Consider the following 21,208-nt stretch of genomic DNA (forward strand, 5'->3'; position numbering starts at 1 on the left):
CCCGAGGAGAGCGCATGGATCCCCACCCCGAGCTCGGCCGACAGCACCCGCTCGAGCAGGCGCTCTACGAGGTCAAGAAGACCATCGTCGGACAGGACGTCCTCCTCGAACGCATGCTCGTCGCGCTGCTGGCCCGCGGTCACCTGCTCGTCGAGGGCGTCCCGGGGCTGGCCAAGACGATGGCGATCAAGACGCTCGCCCAGGCCATCGGCGGCGAGTTCCAGCGGATCCAGTTCACGCCCGACCTCGTGCCCGCCGACGTCATCGGCACCCGCATCTACAACCAGAAGGACGGCGAGTTCCAGGTCTCCCTGGGCCCCGTCTTCGCCAACCTCGTGCTGGCCGACGAGATCAACCGCGCCCCGGCCAAGGTGCAGAGCGCGCTGCTCGAGGTCATGCAGGAGCGCCAGGTGACCATCGGCCGGGAGACGTTCAAGGCGCCCGACCCCTTCCTCGTCATGGCGACCCAGAACCCCATCGAGTCCGAAGGCACCTACGCGCTCCCGGAGGCGCAGGTCGACCGGTTCATGCTCAAGGCGCTCGTCGGATATCCCACTGCATCAGAGGAGTTCGTCGTGGTCGAGAGGATGACGACGACCTTCGAGGCGGCTCAGCGAGTGCTCGAACCGGGACAGCTGGTGGAGTTCCAGAAGCGGACCGACGCGGTCTACGTCGACCCCGCCGTGATCGAGTATGCCGTGCGGCTGGTCGGCGCGACCCGCACACCCGGGGTGGTCGGCCTGCCCGACCTGGCGCGCTACCTGTCGTTCGGTGCCAGCCCGCGCGCGTCGATCAACCTGGTGCTCGCGGGCAAGGCGCTGGCCTTCCTCCGGGGTCGCGACTTCGCGCGGCCCCAGGACGTGCGCGACCTGGCGCGCGACGTGATGCGCCACCGGCTGGTGCTGTCCTACGAGGCGCTGGCCGAGGGCATTGCGGCTGACGACCTCCTCGGCCCGATCCTGGATGCGGTGACGATGCCCGACGTGCCCCTGCGCGAGCGCCGCCAGCAGACCCAGTCCACCTCCGAGGCGCCATGGGCCGCCGGACCCCGCTGAGCCAAGGGCCCCCGGTTCCCGGGCCGTCCGCCGCGGGGCCGTTGACCGCGGAGCGACTGCTCCGGCGGCTCGAGTGGCGCGTCGTGCGCCGGCTCGACGGGCGGCTCCAGGGTGACTACCGGACCCTGTTCCGGGGGACGGGCGTGGACTTCACCGACCTGCGCGAGTACGAGCCCGGTGACGACCTGCGGCACATCGACTGGAACGTCACCGCCCGGATGGACACCCCGTACGTGCGCGAGTACGTGGAGGACCGGGAGGTCACGGCCTGGCTCCTGCTGGACCGGTCGGCGTCGATGGGCTTCGGGCCGGTGGATCGCCAGAAGTCGCTGGTGCTGGCCGAGATCGCCACGACGCTCGCGCACATCCTGGCCCGCGGTGGCAACCGCATCGGGGCGGCGTTGTTCGACGGGAGCATCGAGACGATTCCTCCGGGGCACGGTCGCAACCAGGTGCTCCGCATCAGCCAGGCCCTGTTGCGCCCGCCGCCGGGCACCGGGTCGACGGACACCACCGACCTGTCCCGCCTGCTGCGCGCGGCACTCGGGCTGGCTCGCCGGCGCTCGCTGCTGGTCATCGTCTCCGACTTCATCACCCAACCGGGCTGGGAACAGCCGCTGTCGCTGCTGGCGCGACGCCACGACGTGGTGGCCATCCAGGTGGTTGACCCGAGGGAGTCCGAGCTCCCGGCGGTCGGGATGGTCTACGTCGAGGACGCCGAGACGGGCGAACAGATCTTCGTCGACACCAACGACCCGGTGTTCCGCGGGCGGCTGGCCGCGGCGGCCAGGGAGAGGCAGGACGCCCTGGTTGCGGCAGCACGACGGTCCGGCACCGAGATCTACCCCGTCGCCACGGACGACGACCTGGTCAGGGCACTGGCCCGCATCTCCGAGCTCCGCAGGCGGAGGCGGAGATGACCTTCGAGTGGCCGATGCTCCTGCTGTCCCTGCTCGCGGTCCCGGTCCTGGTGATCGCGTACCGGGCCCAGCTGCGCCGTCGCGACGAGCGTCGGGCACAGCTGGCGGCCGAGGGACTGGTAGCCGCCAGTCCCGGTGGCCCCGACCGGTGGCGACACGTCGCGCCCCTGCTGCTGCTCGCCGCCCTGACGCTGCTGCTCGCCTCGCTGGCCCGTCCTTCGGCGACGGTGGCCGAGCCGCGACGCGAGGGCACCGTCATCCTGGCCTTCGACGTGTCGACGAGCATGGCAGCCAAGGATCTCGCACCGACCCGGCTGGACGCGGCCAAGGCCGCGGCCCGCACCTTCGTGGCCAAACAGCCGTCGTCGATCAGGCTGGGCGTCGTCGCCTTCGGGGACTCGGCCGTCATCTCGCAACAGCCGACCAACGACCGCAAGGAGGTGCTGGCCGCCATCGACCGGCTGGCCCCTCAGGGTGGCACGGCACTCGGGCGCGGCATCGTCTCGGCCATCAGCGCGATAGCGGGCAAGCCGATCAGCGTCGACGAGACGGGCCAGGACGGCACGGCCGGGGGTGACGAGCTCGGCTACTACGGCTCGGCTGCCGTGGTGCTGCTGTCCGACGGCGAGAACACAACCGATCCCGACCCGCTCGTCCTGGCCGAGCTCGCCTCCACCGCAGGCGTGCGGATCTTCCCGATCGGGCTGGGCAGCCCGCAGGGCACGGTGCTCGAGGTCGACGGCTTCCAGATCTCGACGCGACTCGACGAGGCCACCCTCAAGCAGATCGCCGACACCACCGACGGCACCTACTACGCCGCGAGCGACACCGCCGCCCTGAGCAAGGTCTACAGCTCCATCAACCTGACCTGGACCGCCCGGACCGAACGTCGTGAGATCACGTCCTGGTTCGCCGCCGCGGCAGCCGTCCTCCTCCTGCTCGGGGCGGGCGCCTCGGTCGTCCGCTCGGGAAGGGTGGTGTGACCGTGGCCTTCGCGCTCCCCGTCGCCCTGCTCGGGCTCCTCGCCGTCCCACTGCTCGTCGCGGCATACCTGTGGCAGCTGCGGCGACGCCGCCGGGCGGCCGTCCGGTTCTCCAACGTCGCCCTGATCCGGGCGGTCCTGCCCCGCCAGCGGATGTGGCGACGACACGTGCCGCTCGCCCTGGTGCTGGGCAGCCTCGCCCTCCTCGGTCTTGCCGCGGGACGTCCCCAGGTGCGTGCGCAGGTGCCGATCTCGAGCTCTGCCGTCATCCTCGCCGTCGACGTGTCGGGATCGATGTGCGCGACCGATGTCAGCCCGAATCGCCTTGCGGCAGCTCAGGAAGCGGTCCGCGACTTCATCGACAAGCAGGACAACCGCACCCGGATCGGCCTGGTCGTCTTTTCCGGGTTCGCCCAGGTGGCGGTCGCGCCGACCACCAACCACGACGACCTCCTGCACGCCGTCGACGGACTGACCACCGGACGCGGCACCACCATCGGCGCGGCCATCCTCAAGTCGATCGACGCGATCGCCGAGATCAACCCCGACGTGGCGCCGGTCGACACGGGCGACACCGGCGCCGACGGACCGGACGCCCTGACCCCGACTCCGGACCCCACCGGCCCTCCCGGCTCGACGCCACCCAAGGGGACCAAGACCGTGCCGGAGATCGTCGTCCTGCTGACCGACGGCGCCAACACGCGCGGGGTGACACCGCAGGACGCGGCCGTGCAGGCGGCGGCCCGTGGGGTGCGGGTCTACCCGATCGGCTTCGGCACCACCGAGCCGACCCAGATGGTCTGCACCCGCGACCAGCTCGGAGGAGGGCTGTTCGACGGGCCGCCCGGTGGCTTCGGCGGCGGCCTGGGGCCGGGAGGGCGCAACTTCCTCGTCGTCGACGAGGACGCACTGCAGGCGGTCGCCCGGACGACCGGTGGCGAGTACTTCAAGGCGAGCGACGCCGACCAGCTGCAGGGAGTCCTGAACGACCTGCCCAAGCACGTCGACCTGCAGGAGCGCAACGTCGAGATCAGTGTCGCCTTTGCCGGGCTGGCGGCGCTCCTGCTGTTGCTCGGGCTCTGGCTCGCAGGACGCTGGACCGCCCACCCCCAGTGAGGGTCCTGGTTGTTAGGAGGCGCCGACCTCGGTCGTTCGGCAGTCAGCGACGGCGCTGGCAGCGACCGCACCAGAACAGGTTGCGGCCCGCCACCACCTGGGTGCGGATCCGTGAACCGCACACCCGGCACGGCTCGCCCTGACGGCGGTAGACGTAGGACGTCCGCTCCGTCAGCCGGTCGACCTCCCCCGCTGCGAGCGCAGCCCGGATCTGCTCGACCTGCTCGGCCACGGTCACGATCTTGCCGGTGACGACCCCCAGCGGCAGCAGGTCGACGAGGTCGAGCCAGATCGCGTCCCACGTCGTGCGCCGGATCTCCTTGCCCGGCCGAAAGGGGTCGACCCGCTGACGGAACAGCACCTCGCTGCGATAGACGTTGCCGATGCCCGCCAGGACGGACTGGTCCATCAGCAGCTCGCCGATCGCCTTGCCGCTGCGGGAGATCTTGCGCCAGGCGATCTCCGGATCCGGTTCTGGGTGAAGGGGATCCGGGCCGAGGCGGGCCATCACCGCCTCCACCTGGTCGGGGGTTGTCACGGCGCACAGGTTGGGACCGCGGAGGTCGGCGACGTGCTCGTCGGTCGCCAACCGCAACCGGACCTGGCCCACGATCGGCACCTCCCCGGCATACGGGCGGTCGTCGATGGTGAAGGTGCCGATGAGGCCGAGGTGCACGTGCAGCCAGGCGTCCTCCTCGAACTCGGCGAAGAGGTGCTTGCCCCACGAGGTCGCGTGGACGAAGGTGCGGCCGGACAGCAGCGCGGCGCCGGCCGCGAACCTTCCCTGCGGGCTGCTCACCGTCGGCTGCGTCCCCCTGTATGCCGCGTCGAGGTCGCGTGCGAGCGCGAACAGGGTGTGGCCTTCGGGCATGGGCCCATCATGGCCTGCGCCATGACGTCCCGCTCCGTGATGGCCTGACGGTGATGCCTGACCGTGATGACCTGATCCACTGTGGCCCCGCCTCCTACACTGCACGGCATGGCGGCCACCGAGACCAGACTGCTGCTCCTCGGCGCCGTCATGCTGTTCGAGCCGGTCAACGGGTACCAGCTGCGCCGCGAGCTGCTGTCCTGGCAGGTCGAGGACTGGGCCCACGTCAACCCGGGCTCGATCTACTCGGGCCTGGCCACCTTGGCGCGACGGGGCAACCTCGAGCGTCACGACCTGGTCGACGGCAGTCGCGAGGTGGCCGTCTACACGAGCACTCCCCTGGGCCGACGTGAGTTCGAGAAGCTGTGGCGCGCAGCCGTGGAGCGACCGGACCTCCTGTCCCCCCTGCCGTTCCACACGGGGATGGCCCTGATGCCGCTGATGAGCCGCACCGCGGTCCGTGAGGCCCTGCAGACCAGGCTGGCCAACCTCGATGCCAACGTCCGCGAACAGCTGGCCCAGGAGCGGCCGGCCGGGGCTGTCCCCCCGCACGTCCTCGCGTTGGCCGACCTCTGGATGGGCATGGGCCAGACCGAGCGTGAGTGGCTGGTCACCCTCATCGCCCGCATCGACCGCGGCGACTTCGCCCTGCGGGGTGAGCCGGTGGACTGGCAGGCCCCCGCGGACGACCCGGGCTGGCAGATGGCCAGCGACCGGCAGCGCTACGTGGAGCTCATCTCCCGCGAGCGATGAGTTGGTGTCAGCAGCCGGGTCTACCTTGGTGGCGCCGGCGGGACAGATCGGCTTGACGCCAGAGTATTCAATGTTGAACACTAGCGATATTCAAGTTTGAACAAAGGCGACCGAGCCGCCAAGGGGACGGTCCGTCAGAGGGAGTTGGGGATGATCCACGCACGAGGTCTGGTGCAGACCTTCCAGACGCGCGAGGGCAGGAAGAAGGGCGAGGTCCGTGCTGTCGACGGCGTCGACCTCGATGTCGCCGAGGGCGAGGTCGTCGGGTTCCTCGGGCCGAACGGCGCCGGCAAGACCACGACGCTGCGCATGCTGACCACGTTGCTGAGGCCCACGGCTGGCACGGCCACGGTGGCCGGCTTCGACGTCGTCAAGGAGTCCGAGAAGGTCCGACGGTCGATCGGTTACGTCTCGCAGAGCGGGGCCACGGGGCAGTTCGCCCGCGCCGGTGACGAGGTCGTCGACCACGGGATGCTCTACGGCATGTCGGCCGCCGACGCACGCCGTCGGGGCCAGGAGCTGTTCGGCCAGCTCGACCTCGAGGGACTGTGGGGGCGCCAGCCGAAGACCATGTCAGGTGGCCAGCGCCGCCGCCTCGACATCGTCATGGGGCTGATCCACGAGCCGACGCTCGTCTTCCTCGACGAGCCGACGACAGGCCTCGACCCGCAGGCCCGGGCCAACCTATGGACCCACATCGCCGACCTGCGCAAGCGACGCGGTGCGACGGTCTTCCTCACCACCCACTACCTCGACGAGGCCGACGCCCTGAGCGACCGGATCATCGTGATCGACCACGGCAAGATCATTGCCGCCGACACCAGCGACAACCTCAAGGCCCAGGTCTCCGGCGACCTCGTCGACCTGGAGGTGGCCGACCCCGACCTGGTGGCCGAGGCAGCCAAGCGACTCGACGCGATCGCCGAGTCCGGCAGCGACGGCCGCGACGCCGTCGAGATCGACGGCAACCACGTGCGCGGGCGCGTGCAGCGCGCCGGCAAGGCGGTACCCGGCCTGCTGGCCGACCTGCGCGGCGCCGACATCGACCTCGAGTCGATCGAGGTCCTGCGCCCGACCCTCGACGACGTGTTCCTCACCCTCACCGGCCGCTCGCTGCGCGACGCAGAGGCCACCACGCCGGCCGACCCGACCTCGAAGGAGAAGTGACATGCAGTTCCTGCGTGAGTCCTTCATCGTCTTCCGCCGCCAGCTCCGGATGAACCTGCGCAACCCCGCGTGGGTGCTCATCGGACTGATGCAGCCGATCCTCTACCTGTTCCTGTTCGGACCGCTGCTCAAGCCGATGGCCGCTCAGATGGGCTACGCGAACAGCTGGACCTTCTTCGTGCCCGGCATGCTGATCCAGCTCGGCATGTTCGGCGCCTTCTTCGCGGGCTTCGGGCTGATCTCGGAGTGGCGTGATGGCGTCATCGAGGCCGAGCGGGTGACGCCGGCCAGCCGGACGGCCCTGCTCATGGGACGGCTGTGGCGTGACCTGCTCCAGCTGTTCGTCCAGGCACTCGTGCTGGTCGGGCTCGGTTACTGGGTCGGCATGGAGGCGCCCCTGCGAGGGGTCGTCCTCGGCGTCGCGCTCACCCTGCTCGTCGGCGGCGCGTGCGCGGCGGCCTCCAACGCCCTGGCACTGACCACCAAGAGCGAGGACGTCATGGCACCGGTCATCAACGTCGTGATGATGCCGGTCCTGCTCCTGTCGGGCATCCTCCTGCCGATGACGCTCGGACCGGACTGGCTCCAGCGCACCAGCGACTTCATGCCGTTCCGGTGGATCACCGATGCCGTGCGTGGTTCGTTCCTCGGCGACTTCGGGACGAACGCGATGCTCTGGGGCTCCCTCTGGGCGGTGGGCCTGTTCGCCATCGCGCTCTGGTGGGGCACCTCGACCTTCCGCAAGGAGAACGCCTAGCCGTCGGGGCCGGCCAAGGGCCTCAGCTGGCCTTCTTCGCGGCCTTCTTGGTCGCTGTCTTCTTCGCGGCGGTCTTGGTGGCCGGCTTCTTCGTCTCGGAGGTGGACTCCCCACGCGACGCCTTGGCTTTGTCGACGGACTTCTTGAGGGCGGCGAGCAGGTCGACGACCTCGCCCGACTCGTCCTTGGACTCGGGTGCGAACTGCACCTCGCCGCCTTCGACCTTGGCCTTGACGAGCGACTGCAGGGCCGCGGCGTAGTCGTCCTCGTAGTCATCGGGCTGGTAGTCCCCCGCGAGCTGCTCGATCAGCAGGTCGGCCATCGCCAGCTCCTGCTTGGTCGCCTTGGCGTCGTCGTCGAGGGAGGCGAAGTCGGGCTTGCGGATCTCGTCGGGCCACAACATGGTCTGCATCAGGATCACGCCCTCGTGGACGCGCAGCACCGCCATCGTCATCCGGGTGCGGATGGAGACCGTCACGACCGCGACCCGGTTCTCCTTCTCGAGGGCGTCCCGCAGCAGGATGTACGGCTTGGTGGAGGCCTTGTCGGGCTCGAGGTAGTACGACTTGTCGTAGAGCATCGGGTCGATCTGCTCGGCGGGGACGAACTTCTCGACCGAGATCTCCTTGCTGCTCGTGGCCGGCAGGTCCTTGAAGTCCTCGTCAGTGAGGACCACCATCTCGCCGTCCTCGGTCTCGTACCCCTTGGCGATGTCGTCGTACGACACGATCTCGCCGTCGATGCTGCAGATGCGCTGGTACTTGATCCGGCCACCGTCCTCGCGGTGCACCTGCCGGAACTGCACGTCGTGGTTCTCGGTGGCGGAGTAGAGACGGATCGGCACGTTCACCAGGCCGAAGGACACCGCGCCCTTCCAGATCGCTCGCATGCTTGTCGTCCTTCCGTCTGCCTGCCCGCGGACAGGCACCCATCCCTGACGAGGCGCCTCGGGCCTCGCGCGTGGAAACCAGCCTATGCGTCAGGATGGCCCCATGCGCCCCATGCTGGCCAGTCCCGCCACCAGCATCCCCGACGGGGACGACTGGATCCACGAGGTGAAGTGGGATGGCATGCGCGTGCTCGCGGACGTGCGCGACGGCGTGCTCACCCTGACCTCGCGCATCGGCAACGACGTGACGGCCAGCTACCCGGAGCTGGCCGACCTCGCGGCCTCCTACGACGACATGCTGCTGGACGGCGAGGTCGTCGCCCTCGAGGGGGGTCGCCCCTCGTTCGGGGCGTTGGCCGACCGGATGCACGTGCGCGACCGCCGCAAGGCCGAGCGCCTGGCCGCAGTCCGCCCGGTGACGTTCATGATCTTCGACCTGCTGCGGCTCTACGGGTCCGACCTCACCGCCCAGCCGCTGTCGGCCCGGCGCGAGCTGCTGGAACGCCTCGACCTCTCGGGTCGTCACTGGCAGGTCCCACCGGTCTACGAGGACGGTCAGGAGCTCTACGCAGCGACCCTCGAGCAGGGTCTGGAAGGCGTGGTGAGCAAGCGCCTCACTGCGCCCTACCTCCCGGGCCGCCGCTCGGCCGACTGGCTCAAGTCACCCCACCGGGCAACCCTGTCCGCCGTCGTGGGCGGCTGGCGAGCGGAGAAGACCAACGACTCCGGGCGGCTCGGGGCGGTCCTGCTCGGGGTGCCCGACGGCAACGGAGGATGGCGGTTCGCCGGGCGGATGGGCAGCGGCATCGCCGGACGCGCGGCCACCCAGCTCGCCGAGGCCCTCGCCCCTCACACCCGCCCGGACTCGCCCTTCAGCGACGAGGTACCCCGCATCGACAGCGTCGGGGCGACGTGGGTCGACCCTGCGGTGGTGGTGGAGGCTCGCACCCTCGAGGTGACGCGCGACGGCAGGCTGCGCCAGCCGGCATACCTCGGCATCCGCACCGACCTCACGCCCGAGGACCTGCAGGAGATGGACGATGCCTGAGCGCTACGTCCCCCAGGCAACGCGCGTCGAGGTGGGCGGCCGCAGGCTCAAGCTGACCAGCCTCGACAAGCTGCTCTTCCCCTCGACCGAAACCACCAAGGGAGAGGTGCTCAACTACTACGCGCAGGTCGCCGACGTGATCCTGCCCCATCTGGCCGACCGGGCGCTGACGCGGGTGCGCTGGCCGCACGGGACCGGCGACCAGAGCTTCTTCGAGAAGAACCTGCCGTCGGGGGCCCCGCCATGGCTGCCCCGGGTCACGGTCGACACGGTGACCTACCCGATGGTCGAGGACCTGGCCCAGCTGACCTACCTGGTCAACCTCAACTCCATCGAGCTGCACATCCCCCAGTGGCGGGTCGTCGGCGGCGAGCGGGCGCACCCCGACCGGTTGGTCATCGACCTCGACCCGGGGTCGCCCGCGGGCCTGCGTGAGTGCGCGCGGGTCGCGATCATGGTGCGCGACCGGCTCGGCGCCCTGGGCCTGGACCTCTTTCCGGTCACCAGCGGCAGCAAGGGGCTGCAGCTCTATGCCGGGCTGCCGGGCGACCTCACCTCCGACCAGACCCGCGACCTCGCCATGCAGCTGGCCCAGGAGCTCACCAAGAAGCACCCCGACCTGATCGTCTGGAAGATGACCAAGTCGCTGCGACCCGGCAAGATCTTCCTCGACTGGAGCCAGAACGTCGCAGCCAAGACGACCATCTGCCCCTACTCCCTGCGCGGCAAGGAGATGCCGACGGTCGCGGCGCCCCGGTCGTGGGACGAGGTCGAAGCCGGAGCCGACGGCGCGAAGTTCGAGCAGCTGATGTTCGACGAGGTGCTCGACCGGCTCGAGTCCGACGGGGACCTGCTCGCCGATCTGCTCACCTAGCCGCGCAGCTGACCGCTGGTCTGTCCCCGGCCGGCCGCAGTCGCGAGCCGGGGGCAGCCGGAGCACTCGTGCACGCCGGGCAGCACGTAAATGAAGCAGCACGAGCCGCGCCGCGGAGGTCGCTGGCCGCTGGCTCGCGCCAGGGTCATCGCCCAGACGTCGTCGACCATCGCCCGTCTCGTGTGCTCACCCAGCTTGGCGTCGGACCGATAGCCCAGCGCCAGCTCGAGCCCCGCCACCCGGTATGCCGCCCGCGCAGCTTCCAGCCGGTCGTCGAGGCCCGCCTCGGTGACCGTGGGGTCACGGAACTGGGCTGCGACGGGGTAGAGCTGCGTCGGTTGCAGGGCGAAACTGAGGCCGGAGTCCTCGGGGTGCAGGACCCCTGAATGGTGCCGGGCGGCATGCACCCCGACTTCCGCGGCCACCTCGAGAGTCCACTGAAGGACAAAAGCCGACGGCATGGAGGCCGGGACGACGGTGGCGTACTGGTGGTTCGTCGAGATCGTCAGCCGCCGACGCCATTCACGTAATGGATCCTCACCCCTGCGCTGACCAGCAAGAATTGCCCGCCAGTCCCAGAAAAGGTCCGGAGTGCCTTCTGGGACGCGGCGGATATCCAGCGTCAGTGCGCCTTGTCGTAGGCGGCCTGGACCTCGGCGGAAATGCGGCCGCGATCGCTGACCTTGTGCCCGTTGGAGCGCGCCCACTCGCGCACGTCACCGAGGTCGCGCTTGCCGGTGCCTCGGCCACCGGCAGCAGGTCGACCCGCGGTGCGGCGGCCCGCCGAGCGCCGTGCATGGCCGACATAGGGCGCCAGCGCATCACGCAGGGCCGCGGCGTTCTTGCCGTTGAGGTCGATCTCGTAGGTGACCCCGTCGAGGGCGAAGGTCACCGTCTCGTCTGCAACCGAACCGTCGATGTCGTCCTCGAGCACAATGCTCACGCGCTGGGCCATGGAGTTTCCTCTCGGCAAACAATGAATGGGGCAGGAGGCCAAAGATAGTGGCCACGCCAGTTCATTCTCAAATGCCCGTCAGAAAGGCCCCTCAGGAAATCTTCTCGCCATTCGCAGAATGCCCTGAATTGTCCTTCGCACTCTCGTCCCCGGCGTTCGCCGCCTCCCATTGGGAATGCGCCAAACGCTCCTTGCGGTCGCCCTCGATCATGTTCTTGATGACCAGCCAGAAGAGGAATCCCACTCCGGCCGAGGGGATCAGTGCGGCGATGTAGGGCCAGATACCGCTCATCGGGAAACCTCCGGCTTGAGGTGCGGGAACAGGATCGTCTCGCGGATGCTGGCGTCGGTGAACAGCATCACGAGGCGGTCCACGCCGAAGCCGAGCCCGCCCATCGGGGGCGCGCCGTACTCCAGGGCCCGCAGGAAGTCCTCGTCGAGCTGCATGGCCTCGGGGTCACCTCCGGCAGCCTTGACCGACTGGGCCGTGAGCACCTCACGCTGGACCACCGGATCGACGAGCTCGGAGAAGCCCGTCCCGCGTTCGACCCCAGCGATGATGAGGTCCCAGGCCTCGATCAGCCCCGGCTCGCTGCGGTGGGGGCGGGCCAGCGGCTGTGCGATCGCGGGGTAGTCGCACAGGAACGTCGGCTGGAGCAGCCCCGGCTCGACGAGCTCACCGAGCAGCTCGAGGAACACCTTGTCCTTGTCCCAGGCCGGGTCGATGGCCACGTCGTGCTTCGCGGCATACCCGCGCAGGGTGTCGACGTCGGTGTCGATGGTGACCGTCTCACCCACCGCCTCGGAAACGCCCTCGTAGACGGGCAGCCAGCGCCACTCTCCGTCGAGGTCGACGGTGCCGGCCGCGGTCTCGACCTGGCGCGAGCCGAGCGCGTCGGCGACGCCGAGGAAGACGTCGCGCATGAGGGCGGCGATGCTGGTCTGGTCGCCGTAGGCCTGGTAGGCCTCGAGCATCGTGAACTCTGGGCTGTGGGTGGCGTCGACGCCCTCGTTGCGGAAGATGCGGCCCATCTCGTAGACCCGGTCGACTCCCCCGACCACGGCCTTCTTGAGGTTGAGCTCCAGGGCGATGCGCAGGGTCATCTCCTGGTCGAACGCGTTCATGTGGGTGCGGAACGGACGAGCCGCCGCGCCGCCGTGGACGAGCTGGATGATCGGCGTCTCGACCTCGAGGTAGCCCTGGGTGTCGAGGACCCCGCGGATCGCGGACAGCGCGCGAGCCTTGGTGCGCACCATGTCGCGGGCCTCCTGCCGGACGATCAGGTCGGCGTAGCGCTGGCGCACGCGCGACTCCTCCGACAGGTCCTTGTGCAGCACCGGCAGCGGGCGCAGCGCCTTGGACGCCATCTCCCACCGCGTGGCCATCACCGACAGCTCGCCGCGGCGCGAGGAGATGACCCGGCCTTCGACGAACACGTGGTCGCCGAGGTCGACGGTCGACTTCCAGTCGGCCAGGGCGTCCTCGCCGACCTCCGCCAGGCTGAGCATGACCTGCAGGCGGGTGCCGACGCCCTCCTGGAGCGTCGCGAAGGCGAGCTTGCCGGTGTTGCGGATGAAGATGACGCGGCCGGCGACACCGACGACGTCCTGGGTCTCCTCGCCGGTCTCGAGGTGCCCCCACTGCTCACGGACCTCACCGAGGGTGTGCGTGCGCGGCACCTGGACCGGGAAGGCCTGCTTGCCCTCGGCCAGCAACCGGTCCCGCTTCTCGCGACGCACCTTCATCTGCTCGGGGAGGTCGGCGTCGGGCTGGGTCGCCACGTCAGTGGCGTCGGTCGCGCTGGGGGTCTGGCTCACCCGCAAAGGGTACCGACCGGCACACGGTGCCTCGCAGGGCGGACTGCGCCGGCCTCTGTTGGAAGCGGCGGGCGGGGCGAGGTCAGTCGGCGAGGTCGAGGGCGAGATCGAGGATCGGGGAGGAGTGGGTCAGCCCGCCGACACTGAGGTAGTCGACACCGGTCTCGGCATACTCGCGCGCCACCTGGAGCGTGAGCCCTCCCGTGGCTTCGAGCTCGACGTCCTCACCGGTCGCACGCACGGCCTGCACCGTTTCGCGCAGCCGCTGTGGAGACATGTTGTCGCACAACAGGAACCGCGCCCCGACCTCGACCGACTCGAGGGCCTCCTCCGTCGTGGTGACCTCTACCTGGATCGGGACCTCGGGGAACTTCGCCAGCACCGCGGCATACGCCTTGCTGAGCGAGCCGGCGGCGAGCTTGTGGTTGTCCTTGATCATGGCCACGTCGAACAGGCCCATGCGCTTGTTGGTGCCGCCGCCCGCGCGGACCGCGTACTTCTCGAGGGCGCGCAGCCCTGGGGTGGTCTTGCGGGTGTCGAGGACGGTGGCACCGGTGCCTTCGAGCCGCTGCGCCCAGGCGTGGGTGTTCGTGGCGATGCCGGAGAGGCGGCACACGAGGTTGAGCATGGTTCGTTCGCCGACCAGGGTCACCTGGGTCGATCCGGCCAGCGTGGCGACCACGTCGCCCTTGCCGACGAGGTCGCCGTCGCGGTGCTTCGTGGTGATGCGCAGCGGCTCGGCGCCCATCCGCCTGGCCATCTCGTCGAAGACCATCGCAATGACGGGTATGCCGGCCAGCGCGCCGTCCTCGCGCGCCACGACGTGCGCCGTGCTCACCTGCTCGACCGGGATGGTGGCCRTCGTCGTGACGTCGACGCCGTCCGGCCCACCGAGGTCCTCGTCGAGGGCGGTGCGGATGACGGCCAGGGCGTCGGCCTCGGGGAACCGCAGGTCTGCGAGGTCGACAGGGTCGGCCGAGGGTGCGTCGGTCATGCGAGGTCCTGTTCGGGAACGGGTTCGAAAGTGGTGGAGAGCGTGCCGTCGGCGCCTCGGAGGACCAGGGTGTGGCCGCGCCAGCGGGGATCGACCTGGTCGGGATGGTCGCTGCGGACGTGACCACCGCGGGTCTCCTCGCGCAAGGAGGCCGCCAGCGTCAGGACCTGGCCGATGTGGAGCAGGTTGGTGGTCTCCCACGACTGCGGACCGGACTCGGTGGACGTGGCGGCCAGCGCGAGGTCGTGGAGGGCGAGCGCGGTGCTCGCGAGCGAGGCGGCCGACCGCACCGCGCCGGACCCGGCCGTCATCGCGGCCTGGACCTGCACCCTGGCCGAGCCGTCGAGCAGCGCGCCCTCACCACTGGGCGCGGCCGGGACGGCCTGGGGGAGCTCACCCCGCGCCAGCCGTTCGCTGATGTCGTCAGCGATGCGGTGGGCGAAGACCAGACCCTCCAGGAGTGAGTTGGACGCGAGCCGGTTGGCACCGTGGACCCCCGTGCAGGACACCTCGCCGCAGGCGTAGAGGCCGTCGAGGGACGAGCGTCCGACGAGGTCGGTGCGCACGCCGCCGCTGGCGTAGTGCTGCGCCGGGGCGACCGGCAGCAGCTCGGTCGCGGGGTCGAAGCCGAGCTCGCGACAGCGCGCCACGATGGAGGGAAAGCGCTCCTCGAGGAACTCCTTGCCGAGGTGGCGGGCGTCGAGGTAGACGTGGTCCTCCCCCGTCTCCTGCATCCGGTCGACGATGGCCCGCGAGACCACGTCGCGCGGAGCGAGGTCGGCCAGCGGGTGACGTCCCTGCATGAACCGCTCCCCGTCGCGGTCGACGAGGAAGGCCCCCTCACCGCGCACTGCCTCGGAGATGAGCGGCTGCTGACCGCTGGAGCCCGGCCCCAGCCACAGCACCGTGGGGTGGAACTGCACGAACTCGACGTCGGCCATGACGGCACCGGCGCGCAGCGCCGCCGCCATGCCGTCGCCCGTGGCGACCGACGGGTTGGTCGTCGCGGAGTAGACCTGTCCCAGCCCGCCGGTGGCGAGCACCACCGCACGGGACCGGGCTGCTCCGACGCCGTCCATCTGCCCCTCGCCGATGACGTGCAGCGTCACGCCACAGACGCGGGACTCCGTGTCCTGCAACAGGTCCACGACCAGGGCGTGCTCGATGACCTCGATGCCGGGGTCGTCCTTGACGCGGTGCAGGGCGGCGATCAGGGCCCGGGAGATCTCCTTGCCCGTGGCGTCGCCGCCGGCATGGGCGATCCGGTCCTTGTGGTGGCCGCCCTCGCGGGTGAGCTTGAGCCCTCCCGCGTCGTCGAGGTCGAACTCGGCGCCCAGGGCGACCAGCTCGTGGACGCGCGCGGGACCCTCGTGGACCAGGGCCGTCACCGCGGGGACGTCGCAGACCCCGCACCCCGCCACCAGGGTGTCGTGCAGGTGCTCCTCGGGGGAGTCCCCCGGGTCGAGGGCCGCTGCGATGCCGCCCTGGGCCCACTGGGTGGACCCCTCGTTGAGCACCGTCTTGGTGACCAGCAGCACGCGGTCCACGCGCTGCCGCAGCCGCAGGGCGGTCGTGAGGCCGGCGATGCCCGAACCCACCACGATGACGTCCGCCGACGTCGTCCACCCGGGCAGGCCCGCGACCAGCCGGCGCGGGATGGTCGGTCCGGGCTGGACGGTCGCGGCGGGGCCGGCGACGGGGGCGTCAGTCATGGTGGCGCCGCGTCACGGCCGAGGTCTTCAGTCCGAAGCCCTCGGGCACGTCCCCGCCGTCGTGGCCGATCTCGACGATCTTGTTGTCCTTGTCGACGAAGACGACCTCCGGCTCGAAGGTCCTCGCCTCCTGGTCGTCCATGGCGGCGTACGCGATGATGATGACCGTGTCGCCGGGTGAGATGAGCCGAGCCGCCGCACCGTTGATGCAGACGATGCCGGACCCCCGCTCCCCCTCGATCGCGTACGTCGTGAGGCGGTTGCCGTTGTCGACGTCGACCACGTCGACCTGCTCCCCCGGCAGCAGGCCGGCGGCATCCATGAGGTCGCGGTCGATCGTGAGCGACCCGACGTAGTGCAGGTCCGCCTGGGTCACCGTCGCCCGGTGGATCTTGGCGTAGAGCATGAAGCGCTGCATGTGCTCGTTCCTCGGTTACTGCGTGGGGTGGTTGCCTTGGGTGTCAGCTGCCGGCGGAGTCGACGTCGGAGAAGACCTCGAGAGCCCCTCCGCCGGGTCCCACCGAGATCGGCAGGTTGTCGATCAGCCTCGTGGTGCCGACGCGGCCGGCGACCGCAAGGAGGGCCTCGCCCCGGTACCACTCCGGCACGTCCTCCAGCGTCGAAGGGTGCACGAGGACGAGGTAGTCGATCAGCGCCAACGGCTCGCGGACCAGCACCGTGCGGGCGGCCCGCCGGATCGCCGACGGTCCCTCGGCCGCCGCCGCCGCACCGGCACGCAGGGCCTGTGACAGGCACAGCGCCGTCTCGCGGTCGGAGTCGGTGAGGTAGGTGTTGCGGCTGCTCATCGCCAGCCCGTCGGACTCACGCACGGTGGGCACCGAGACGACCTTCACCGGGAAGTCGAGGTCGCGCACCATCCGCCGGATCAGCAGGAGCTGCTGGGCGTCCTTCTGCCCGAAGTAGGCGGAGTCCGCGCGGGTCAGGTGCAGCAGCTTGGCGACGACCGTCAGCATGCCGTCGAAGTGGCCGGGGCGGGCCTGCCCCTCGAGCACGTTGCCCAACGGCCCCGCCGAGATGCGCACGGCGGGATCGCCGTCCTGGTAGATGACGTCCGGCGTCGGGGCGAAGACCAGGTCCACCCCTGCCCGACGGCAGATCTCCATGTCGTCGTCGAAGGTCCGGGGATAGCGCGACAGGTCCTCGCGCGGCCCGAACTGAAGGGGGTTAAGGAAGATCGTGACGACCACGTGGGCGGCAGCCTGCCGAGCCGTCTCGATGAGCGTCGCGTGCCCCTCGTGGAGGGCGCCCATCGTCATGACCACCGCGACGTCGCCGTTCGTGAGGGTGCGCCTGGCCGCGCGCAGCTCGTCGCGGGTCCGCGCCACCACGGGTTCGCCACCCCCGAGAGGCCTCGGGTCGGTGAGTGCCGTGGCCGCGGAGGCGGACGGCATACCGGAGTGTTCGCTCACTTATCGCTCCTGGTCGGTCGCGAGGATGTCCAACAGGGGTTCGGCCACGTGTGGCTTGAGCCGACCGCTGGCCAGGGCTCGTTCGGCGGTGGCCCGCGCGAGGGCCAGGTAGGTGGGTCTGATGTCAGGGCTGAGGCTCTGGAGTTGTCGCAGGTGCTCGGCAACGGTACCCGCATCGCCGCGCGCGACGGGCCCGGTGAGGGCAGCGTCACCCGCGCGCAACGCGTTGTCGAGCGCGGCGGACACCAGGGGCCCGAGCACCCTGGACGGCGTCTCGACGCCTGCTGCCCGCAGCGCCTGCAGTGACTGGGCGATGAGGGTGACGAGGTGGTTGGCCCCGTGCGCCAGGGCTGCGTGGTAGAGCGGCCGGGCCGACTCCTCGATCCAGACGGGCTCGGCGCCGATCTCGAGGACCAGCGCCTCGGCGACCGGGCGGAGCGGCTCGGGAGCCGTCACTCCGAAACAGCACTCCACGAGGCGTTCGAGGTCGAGCCCAGTGCCCGTGAAGGTCATGGCCGGGTGCAGCGCCAGCCCGAGGACGTGCTGCTCGAGGGCCGGGGCATAGACCTCGAGCCCGTGTCGACCCGACGTGTGCGCGACGAGCTGGCCCGCCTGCCACGTCCGGGTCGCGGCCAGCCCGGCGACGAGGTCGGCCAGCGCGTCGTCAGGGACAGCGAGGAGGACGAGCTCGGACCGCCGCACCACGTCCTCCGGGGAGACGACGGGTATGCCGGGCAGGAGCTGGGCGGCGCGGCTGCGGGACTCCTCGCTGACGCCCGAGACCGCGACCACGCGATGGCCGACCCGCTGGAGCGCCGCCCCCAGGACCGCACCGACGCGACCGGTCCCGACGACGCCGACGTCGAGTCGCGCTGGACGCTCGTCGGCCGAAGTCACCTGTCCAACCTATCTCGCGGGTTCTGCACCCGACGCAGCGCTCCTGCGTTGATTGCGCGAGTGCTGACCAACCTGGGTCGGCATAGGTTGGCTGGGTGACCCTCCTCGACTGGCAGGCGGCCTGGCAGGGCGCCCTCTACGGTCCCGATGGCTTCTACCGCGCCGCTCCGGGGCCGGCGGGTCACTTCACGACGGCCACGCACGGCGCCCTGGGGGAGGTCCTCGCTGCCGCCGTGGCACGGCTGGCGCGGGAGAACGGCCTCACCCACGTGGTCGACGTCGGCGCCGGCCGCGGCGAGCTCCTCACCCAGGTGCAGGCCGCGGACCCTGCACTGCGCCTCACCGGGGTCGACGTCGTGGCGAGACCCGAGGCTCTCCCCCCGTCCGTCGGTTGGCAGGTCTCGCCGGGGGGTCCAACACTGCCGGCGGAGCTGCGCGACCTCGACCGCGCGCTCGTCTTCGCCCACGAGTGGCTCGACGTCGTGCCGTGTCCCGTGGCCGAGGTGGACGATGACGGAGTGCTTCGGGTGGTTCAGGTGGACGTCCACAGCGGTGAGGAGACCCTCGGCGCGACGGTTGACGGCGACGACCTCGCATGGGCCGAAACACACTGGGAGGCAACGGAGAGCGGCGACCGGGTCGAAGTCGGGCTCCCCCGCGACCGGGCGTGGGCCGAGCTCGTCAGCCGGGTCGACCGCGGCGTCCTCGTGGCCGTGGACTACGGCCACCGCGGCGGTGACCGGCCGCGGGCAGGCACGCTCGCGGCATACCGGCGCGGTCAGCTGGTCCCGGCCGTCCCCGACGGGACGTGCGACCTGACCGCCCACGTGGCCATGGACACCCTCGACCACGACGAGCTGCTCGACCAGCGCACGGCGCTGCGCGGGCTGGGGGTGGACGGACGGCACCCACCCGTGGAGCTCGCGGGTCGCGACCCGCAGGCCTACCTGCAGGGGCTGGCCGCCTCGTCAGCGGCGGCGGCCCTGACCGCGGCCGGTGGCTTCGGCGACTTCCTGTGGGCGGTCAAGCGCGTGGGCTGACGACCAGTCGCTCGAAACCGCGCAGCACGAACGTCGGGCGACGTCGCGCCTCGACGACCACGAGGTCCGGGAAGCGGGCGAGCATGGTGCGCACCGAGATCTCGAGCTCCAGCCGCGCCAGTGGCGCACCGATGCAGAAGTGGATCCCGGCCCCGAACGCCAGGTGCGGGTTGGGGTCACGCGTCGGGTCGAAGCGGTCGGGCTCGGCGAACACCGCGGGATCGCGGTTGGCCGCACCGAGCAGCGCCGCCACCTTGTCTCCGGGCTCGAACGCCACCCCGGCCACGTCGGCGGGTTCCTTGGCGGTTCGCTCGAACAGGTGCAGGGGGGAGTCGTGGCGCAGGAACTCCTCGACGAGGCGCGACACGGCAGCATCGTCGGCGACGTCCACTGCTGCATGGTCGGCGGCGGTCAGCCACGAGTGCAGCCCGTTGCCGAACCCGTTGACACTCGCCTCGTGACCCGCGTTGAGCAGCAGCACCGCCGTGGCCACGAGCTCGTGCGCCGACAGCCGGTCCGACCCGTCACGAGCCGTGACGAGGTCCGTGAGCAGGTCGTCACCCGGCGCCTCGGCGCGGTGCGCCGCAAGGTCCTCGACGTATGCCGCGAACGCCCCGCAGGCCTCGCGCGCCGCCTTGTCGTCCGCCGGCGTCCGGCCCACCTCGTACATGCGGACGATGGCCTGGGACCACGGGCGCAGGTGGTGCCGGTCGGCCTCGGGGACGCCGAGGAGCTCGGCAATCACGAGGACGGGCAACGGCTCGGCGTAGTGCTCGATGACGTCGAACTCACCGTCGGGCAGCTCCGCGAGCAGCCCTTCGGCCAGCTCCTGGATGCGGGGCGCCAGCCGCTGCACGTGCCCCCGCCCGAACGCGCCGGCAACCAGGCGGCGCAGGCGGGTGTGCTTCGGCGGTTCGCTGTCGAGGATCGAGTCGGCGTGCAGCCAGTTGAAGGTGTCCCAGTCGGCGTCCGGCGTGCGCGGCGCGAAGACCCGGCCCAGTCGTCGGTCGCGCAGGACGGCGCCGGCTTCGGCGTGCCCACTCGCGAGCCAGACACCCAGGCCGCTGTGCCAGGCCAGCGGTGCAACGGCACGCAGTGCGGCGAGGTGCGGGTAGGGGTCCGCGACGACCGCGGGGTCGCCCAGATCGAGGAAGTCGGCGGCGTCGACAGGGGGCTGGGCGGGCACAGGAGCAGCCTGCCGCAGGTTGCCCGGTTTTGTCAGGCGCTGCTTCGAGGGCAAACTTGACTGTTGCTGTCACTCGAAAGGACCCCTGTCCCCATGAAGCACCAGCACCACCTGCGCGCGACCACCGCCGCGATCCTGGCCGCCTTCGTGGCTGGTGCTCTGCTGTCCGCGTGTGGGTCCGACTCTCCTCGCACCGGTGGCGACGTCACGGTGACGGTGACGCCGACCGTGACCGCGACGCCTCCGGCTGACAAGACACCGACCACGCCCAAGGCCCCCAAGTCGGACGTGAAGGGCCGCGCCTTCGACTTCGGCCTCGTGACCAAGGTGAGCTCCGTCGCCGGCACAGCCGTCATCGAGCTGGACCGCGTGACGTGGAACAAGCTGGACGATGCCAAGCTGGCGAAGAACGGCGTGCCCACGGGCCCGTTCAAGGGGGCGGTCCCCTACACGAACCAGAACACCAAGCTGACCTACACGATCCCGGTGGCTGCCGGGGCTCGGATCCTCTACAGCCACTGCATCGCCGCCGACCAGCCGCTGCAGATCAAGTCCGTGCCTCCCTCCGGCCTCACGGGGCTGGCAGACCGCGAGAACACCGTGCTCGTCCAGATCGACGCCAAGGGCTACGCCACCTCGATGCAGAACATCCCCGGCTGCCCCGGCTGACCTGCGTCACCGCCTGACCTGCCTGACCTGACGCCCGTGCACCGCGGCGACCACGCGGCATACGGCAGACTGGCG

23 protein-coding genes are annotated in these 21,208 nt (G+C 70.6%); 11 read left to right on the plus strand and 12 right to left on the minus strand.

Translation table 11 applies throughout. From position 1 onward, the window contains the following. Window positions 1-14 precede the first annotated feature (14 nt). From AC1DXJ_RS04815 to AC1DXJ_RS04830, 4 genes are read left to right on the plus strand one after another with little or no spacing between them, the layout of a single operon-like run. A complete protein-coding gene (locus tag AC1DXJ_RS04815; protein ID WP_477636431.1) occupies window positions 15-1,055 on the plus strand; it encodes an AAA family ATPase in 1,041 nt (346 codons plus the stop codon). Next, window positions 1,034-1,975 carry a DUF58 domain-containing protein gene (locus tag AC1DXJ_RS04820; RefSeq protein WP_477636432.1) on the plus strand — a complete coding sequence of 314 codons (942 nt, stop codon included), beginning with the start codon at window positions 1,034-1,036 and terminating at the stop codon, window positions 1,973-1,975. The genes AC1DXJ_RS04815 and AC1DXJ_RS04820 overlap by 22 nt, the downstream gene beginning before the upstream one ends. Further along, a complete protein-coding gene (locus tag AC1DXJ_RS04825; protein ID WP_477636433.1) occupies window positions 1,972-2,958 on the plus strand; it encodes a VWA domain-containing protein in 987 nt (328 codons plus the stop codon). The genes AC1DXJ_RS04820 and AC1DXJ_RS04825 overlap by 4 nt, the downstream gene beginning before the upstream one ends. Then, complete coding sequence (locus AC1DXJ_RS04830; protein ID WP_477636434.1) at window positions 2,955-4,073, plus strand: VWA domain-containing protein; 1,119 nt, start codon at window positions 2,955-2,957, stop codon at window positions 4,071-4,073. Before AC1DXJ_RS04825 ends, AC1DXJ_RS04830 begins: the two co-directional genes overlap by 4 nt. A gap of 43 nt (window positions 4,074-4,116) precedes the next feature. Here AC1DXJ_RS04830 and AC1DXJ_RS04835 read toward each other — a convergent pair whose 3' ends face one another. After that, on the minus strand, window positions 4,117-4,944 hold the full coding sequence (locus AC1DXJ_RS04835; protein WP_477636435.1) for an Fpg/Nei family DNA glycosylase: 828 nt from the start codon (window positions 4,942-4,944) through the stop codon (window positions 4,117-4,119). A 108-nt stretch (window positions 4,945-5,052) separates the two neighbouring features. Between AC1DXJ_RS04835 and AC1DXJ_RS04840 the strand changes: the two genes are divergently transcribed. From AC1DXJ_RS04840 to AC1DXJ_RS04850, 3 genes are all read left to right on the plus strand, one after another. Next, entirely contained in the window at window positions 5,053-5,697 is a 645-nt protein-coding gene (locus AC1DXJ_RS04840) for a PadR family transcriptional regulator (RefSeq protein ID WP_477636436.1), read from the plus strand. 150 nt (window positions 5,698-5,847) lie between these two features. Beyond that, window positions 5,848-6,864, plus strand: coding sequence for an ATP-binding cassette domain-containing protein (locus tag AC1DXJ_RS04845; protein ID WP_477636437.1), 1,017 nt, complete (start codon window positions 5,848-5,850; stop codon window positions 6,862-6,864). A 1-nt stretch (window position 6,865) separates the two neighbouring features. Beyond that, on the plus strand, window positions 6,866-7,621 hold the full coding sequence (locus AC1DXJ_RS04850) for an ABC transporter permease (protein WP_477633281.1): 756 nt from the start codon (window positions 6,866-6,868) through the stop codon (window positions 7,619-7,621). A 22-nt stretch (window positions 7,622-7,643) separates the two neighbouring features. On the opposite strand, the gene ku is transcribed toward AC1DXJ_RS04850, so the two are convergent. Continuing rightward, entirely contained in the window at window positions 7,644-8,510 is an 867-nt protein-coding gene (ku, locus tag AC1DXJ_RS04855) for a non-homologous end joining protein Ku (RefSeq protein ID WP_477613798.1), read from the minus strand. A gap of 103 nt (window positions 8,511-8,613) precedes the next feature. On the opposite strand from ku, the gene ligD (AC1DXJ_RS04860) reads away from it, so the two are divergent. Then, window positions 8,614-9,558: a non-homologous end-joining DNA ligase gene (ligD, locus tag AC1DXJ_RS04860; RefSeq protein ID WP_477613799.1), complete on the plus strand. Its 945-nt coding sequence runs from the start codon at window positions 8,614-8,616 to the stop codon at window positions 9,556-9,558. Then, window positions 9,551-10,432 (plus strand): non-homologous end-joining DNA ligase, encoded by an 882-nt coding sequence (gene ligD, locus AC1DXJ_RS04865; RefSeq protein ID WP_477636438.1) that lies wholly within the window; start codon window positions 9,551-9,553, stop codon window positions 10,430-10,432. The genes ligD (AC1DXJ_RS04860) and ligD (AC1DXJ_RS04865) overlap by 8 nt, the downstream gene beginning before the upstream one ends. On the opposite strand, the gene AC1DXJ_RS04870 is transcribed toward ligD (AC1DXJ_RS04865), so the two are convergent. From AC1DXJ_RS04870 to AC1DXJ_RS04910, 9 genes are all read right to left on the minus strand, one after another. Further along, window positions 10,429-10,857 carry a (2Fe-2S)-binding protein gene (locus tag AC1DXJ_RS04870; RefSeq protein WP_477636439.1) on the minus strand — a complete coding sequence of 143 codons (429 nt, stop codon included), beginning with the start codon at window positions 10,855-10,857 and terminating at the stop codon, window positions 10,429-10,431. The two genes, ligD (AC1DXJ_RS04865) and AC1DXJ_RS04870, sit on opposite strands and share 4 nt — an antisense overlap. Window positions 10,858-11,054: 197 nt before the next feature. Then, on the minus strand, window positions 11,055-11,387 hold the full coding sequence (locus AC1DXJ_RS04875) for a histone-like nucleoid-structuring protein Lsr2 (RefSeq protein ID WP_477613802.1): 333 nt from the start codon (window positions 11,385-11,387) through the stop codon (window positions 11,055-11,057). A gap of 91 nt (window positions 11,388-11,478) precedes the next feature. Beyond that, window positions 11,479-11,679, minus strand: coding sequence for a hypothetical protein (locus AC1DXJ_RS04880; protein ID WP_477636440.1), 201 nt, complete (start codon window positions 11,677-11,679; stop codon window positions 11,479-11,481). Continuing rightward, on the minus strand, window positions 11,676-13,133 hold the full coding sequence (lysS, locus tag AC1DXJ_RS04885) for a lysine--tRNA ligase (RefSeq protein ID WP_477613913.1): 1,458 nt from the start codon (window positions 13,131-13,133) through the stop codon (window positions 11,676-11,678). The genes AC1DXJ_RS04880 and lysS overlap by 4 nt, the downstream gene beginning before the upstream one ends. 154 nt (window positions 13,134-13,287) lie before the next feature. Continuing rightward, complete coding sequence (gene nadC, locus AC1DXJ_RS04890) at window positions 13,288-14,199, minus strand: carboxylating nicotinate-nucleotide diphosphorylase (protein WP_477636441.1); 912 nt, start codon at window positions 14,197-14,199, stop codon at window positions 13,288-13,290. Continuing rightward, window positions 14,196-15,911, minus strand: a complete 1,716-nt coding sequence (locus AC1DXJ_RS04895) for an L-aspartate oxidase (protein WP_477636442.1) — start codon at window positions 15,909-15,911, stop codon at window positions 14,196-14,198. Before AC1DXJ_RS04895 ends, nadC begins: the two co-directional genes overlap by 4 nt. Next, window positions 15,904-16,329 (minus strand): aspartate 1-decarboxylase, encoded by a 426-nt coding sequence (gene panD, locus AC1DXJ_RS04900; RefSeq protein ID WP_477613806.1) that lies wholly within the window; start codon window positions 16,327-16,329, stop codon window positions 15,904-15,906. The genes AC1DXJ_RS04895 and panD overlap by 8 nt, the downstream gene beginning before the upstream one ends. A 43-nt stretch (window positions 16,330-16,372) precedes the next feature. Then, a complete protein-coding gene (panC, locus tag AC1DXJ_RS04905; RefSeq protein ID WP_477613914.1) occupies window positions 16,373-17,323 on the minus strand; it encodes a pantoate--beta-alanine ligase in 951 nt (316 codons plus the stop codon). Window positions 17,324-17,341: 18 nt separating this feature from the next. After that, window positions 17,342-18,238 (minus strand): Rossmann-like and DUF2520 domain-containing protein, encoded by an 897-nt coding sequence (locus AC1DXJ_RS04910; RefSeq protein WP_477636443.1) that lies wholly within the window; start codon window positions 18,236-18,238, stop codon window positions 17,342-17,344. 95 nt (window positions 18,239-18,333) lie between these two features. On the opposite strand from AC1DXJ_RS04910, the gene AC1DXJ_RS04915 reads away from it, so the two are divergent. Continuing rightward, window positions 18,334-19,278 carry an SAM-dependent methyltransferase gene (locus AC1DXJ_RS04915; RefSeq protein WP_477636444.1) on the plus strand — a complete coding sequence of 315 codons (945 nt, stop codon included), beginning with the start codon at window positions 18,334-18,336 and terminating at the stop codon, window positions 19,276-19,278. On the opposite strand, the gene AC1DXJ_RS04920 is transcribed toward AC1DXJ_RS04915, so the two are convergent. Then, window positions 19,262-20,464 (minus strand): cytochrome P450, encoded by a 1,203-nt coding sequence (locus AC1DXJ_RS04920; protein WP_477636445.1) that lies wholly within the window; start codon window positions 20,462-20,464, stop codon window positions 19,262-19,264. The genes AC1DXJ_RS04915 and AC1DXJ_RS04920 overlap by 17 nt on opposite strands. 93 nt (window positions 20,465-20,557) lie before the next feature. Between AC1DXJ_RS04920 and AC1DXJ_RS04925 the strand changes: the two genes are divergently transcribed. Continuing rightward, the gene (locus AC1DXJ_RS04925) at window positions 20,558-21,133 is read left to right on the plus strand and encodes a hypothetical protein (RefSeq protein ID WP_477636446.1); all 576 of its coding nucleotides are present in this window, start codon (window positions 20,558-20,560) and stop codon (window positions 21,131-21,133) included. The last annotated feature ends 75 nt before the right edge of the window (window positions 21,134-21,208 follow it).

The sequence above is a fragment of the Pedococcus sp. P2_D9 genome (assembly GCF_056404275.1).

Excerpts from the sequence above, each read along its gene's own strand:
- AC1DXJ_RS04815 (WP_477636431.1), top strand. The coding sequence starts at position 15 with ATGGATCCCCACCCCGAGCTCGGCCGACAGCACCCGCTCGAGCAGGCG.
- AC1DXJ_RS04820 (WP_477636432.1), top strand. The coding sequence starts at position 1,034 with ATGGGCCGCCGGACCCCGCTGAGCCAAGGGCCCCCGGTTCCCGGGCCG.
- AC1DXJ_RS04825 (WP_477636433.1), top strand. The coding sequence starts at position 1,972 with ATGACCTTCGAGTGGCCGATGCTCCTGCTGTCCCTGCTCGCGGTCCCG.
- AC1DXJ_RS04835 (WP_477636435.1), bottom strand. The coding sequence starts at position 4,944 with ATGCCCGAAGGCCACACCCTGTTCGCGCTCGCACGCGACCTCGACGCG.
- AC1DXJ_RS04840 (WP_477636436.1), top strand. The coding sequence starts at position 5,053 with ATGGCGGCCACCGAGACCAGACTGCTGCTCCTCGGCGCCGTCATGCTG.
- AC1DXJ_RS04845 (WP_477636437.1), top strand. The coding sequence starts at position 5,848 with ATGATCCACGCACGAGGTCTGGTGCAGACCTTCCAGACGCGCGAGGGC.
- AC1DXJ_RS04850 (WP_477633281.1), top strand. The coding sequence starts at position 6,866 with ATGCAGTTCCTGCGTGAGTCCTTCATCGTCTTCCGCCGCCAGCTCCGG.
- ku (WP_477613798.1), bottom strand. The coding sequence starts at position 8,510 with ATGCGAGCGATCTGGAAGGGCGCGGTGTCCTTCGGCCTGGTGAACGTG.
- ligD (WP_477613799.1), top strand. The coding sequence starts at position 8,614 with ATGCGCCCCATGCTGGCCAGTCCCGCCACCAGCATCCCCGACGGGGAC.
- ligD (WP_477636438.1), top strand. The coding sequence starts at position 9,551 with ATGCCTGAGCGCTACGTCCCCCAGGCAACGCGCGTCGAGGTGGGCGGC.
- AC1DXJ_RS04875 (WP_477613802.1), bottom strand. The coding sequence starts at position 11,387 with ATGGCCCAGCGCGTGAGCATTGTGCTCGAGGACGACATCGACGGTTCG.
- AC1DXJ_RS04880 (WP_477636440.1), bottom strand. The coding sequence starts at position 11,679 with ATGAGCGGTATCTGGCCCTACATCGCCGCACTGATCCCCTCGGCCGGA.
- lysS (WP_477613913.1), bottom strand. The coding sequence starts at position 13,133 with ATGAAGGTGCGTCGCGAGAAGCGGGACCGGTTGCTGGCCGAGGGCAAG.
- AC1DXJ_RS04895 (WP_477636442.1), bottom strand. The coding sequence starts at position 15,911 with ATGACTGACGCCCCCGTCGCCGGCCCCGCCGCGACCGTCCAGCCCGGA.
- panD (WP_477613806.1), bottom strand. The coding sequence starts at position 16,329 with ATGCAGCGCTTCATGCTCTACGCCAAGATCCACCGGGCGACGGTGACC.
- panC (WP_477613914.1), bottom strand. The coding sequence starts at position 17,323 with ATGCCGTCCGCCTCCGCGGCCACGGCACTCACCGACCCGAGGCCTCTC.
- AC1DXJ_RS04925 (WP_477636446.1), top strand. The coding sequence starts at position 20,558 with ATGAAGCACCAGCACCACCTGCGCGCGACCACCGCCGCGATCCTGGCC.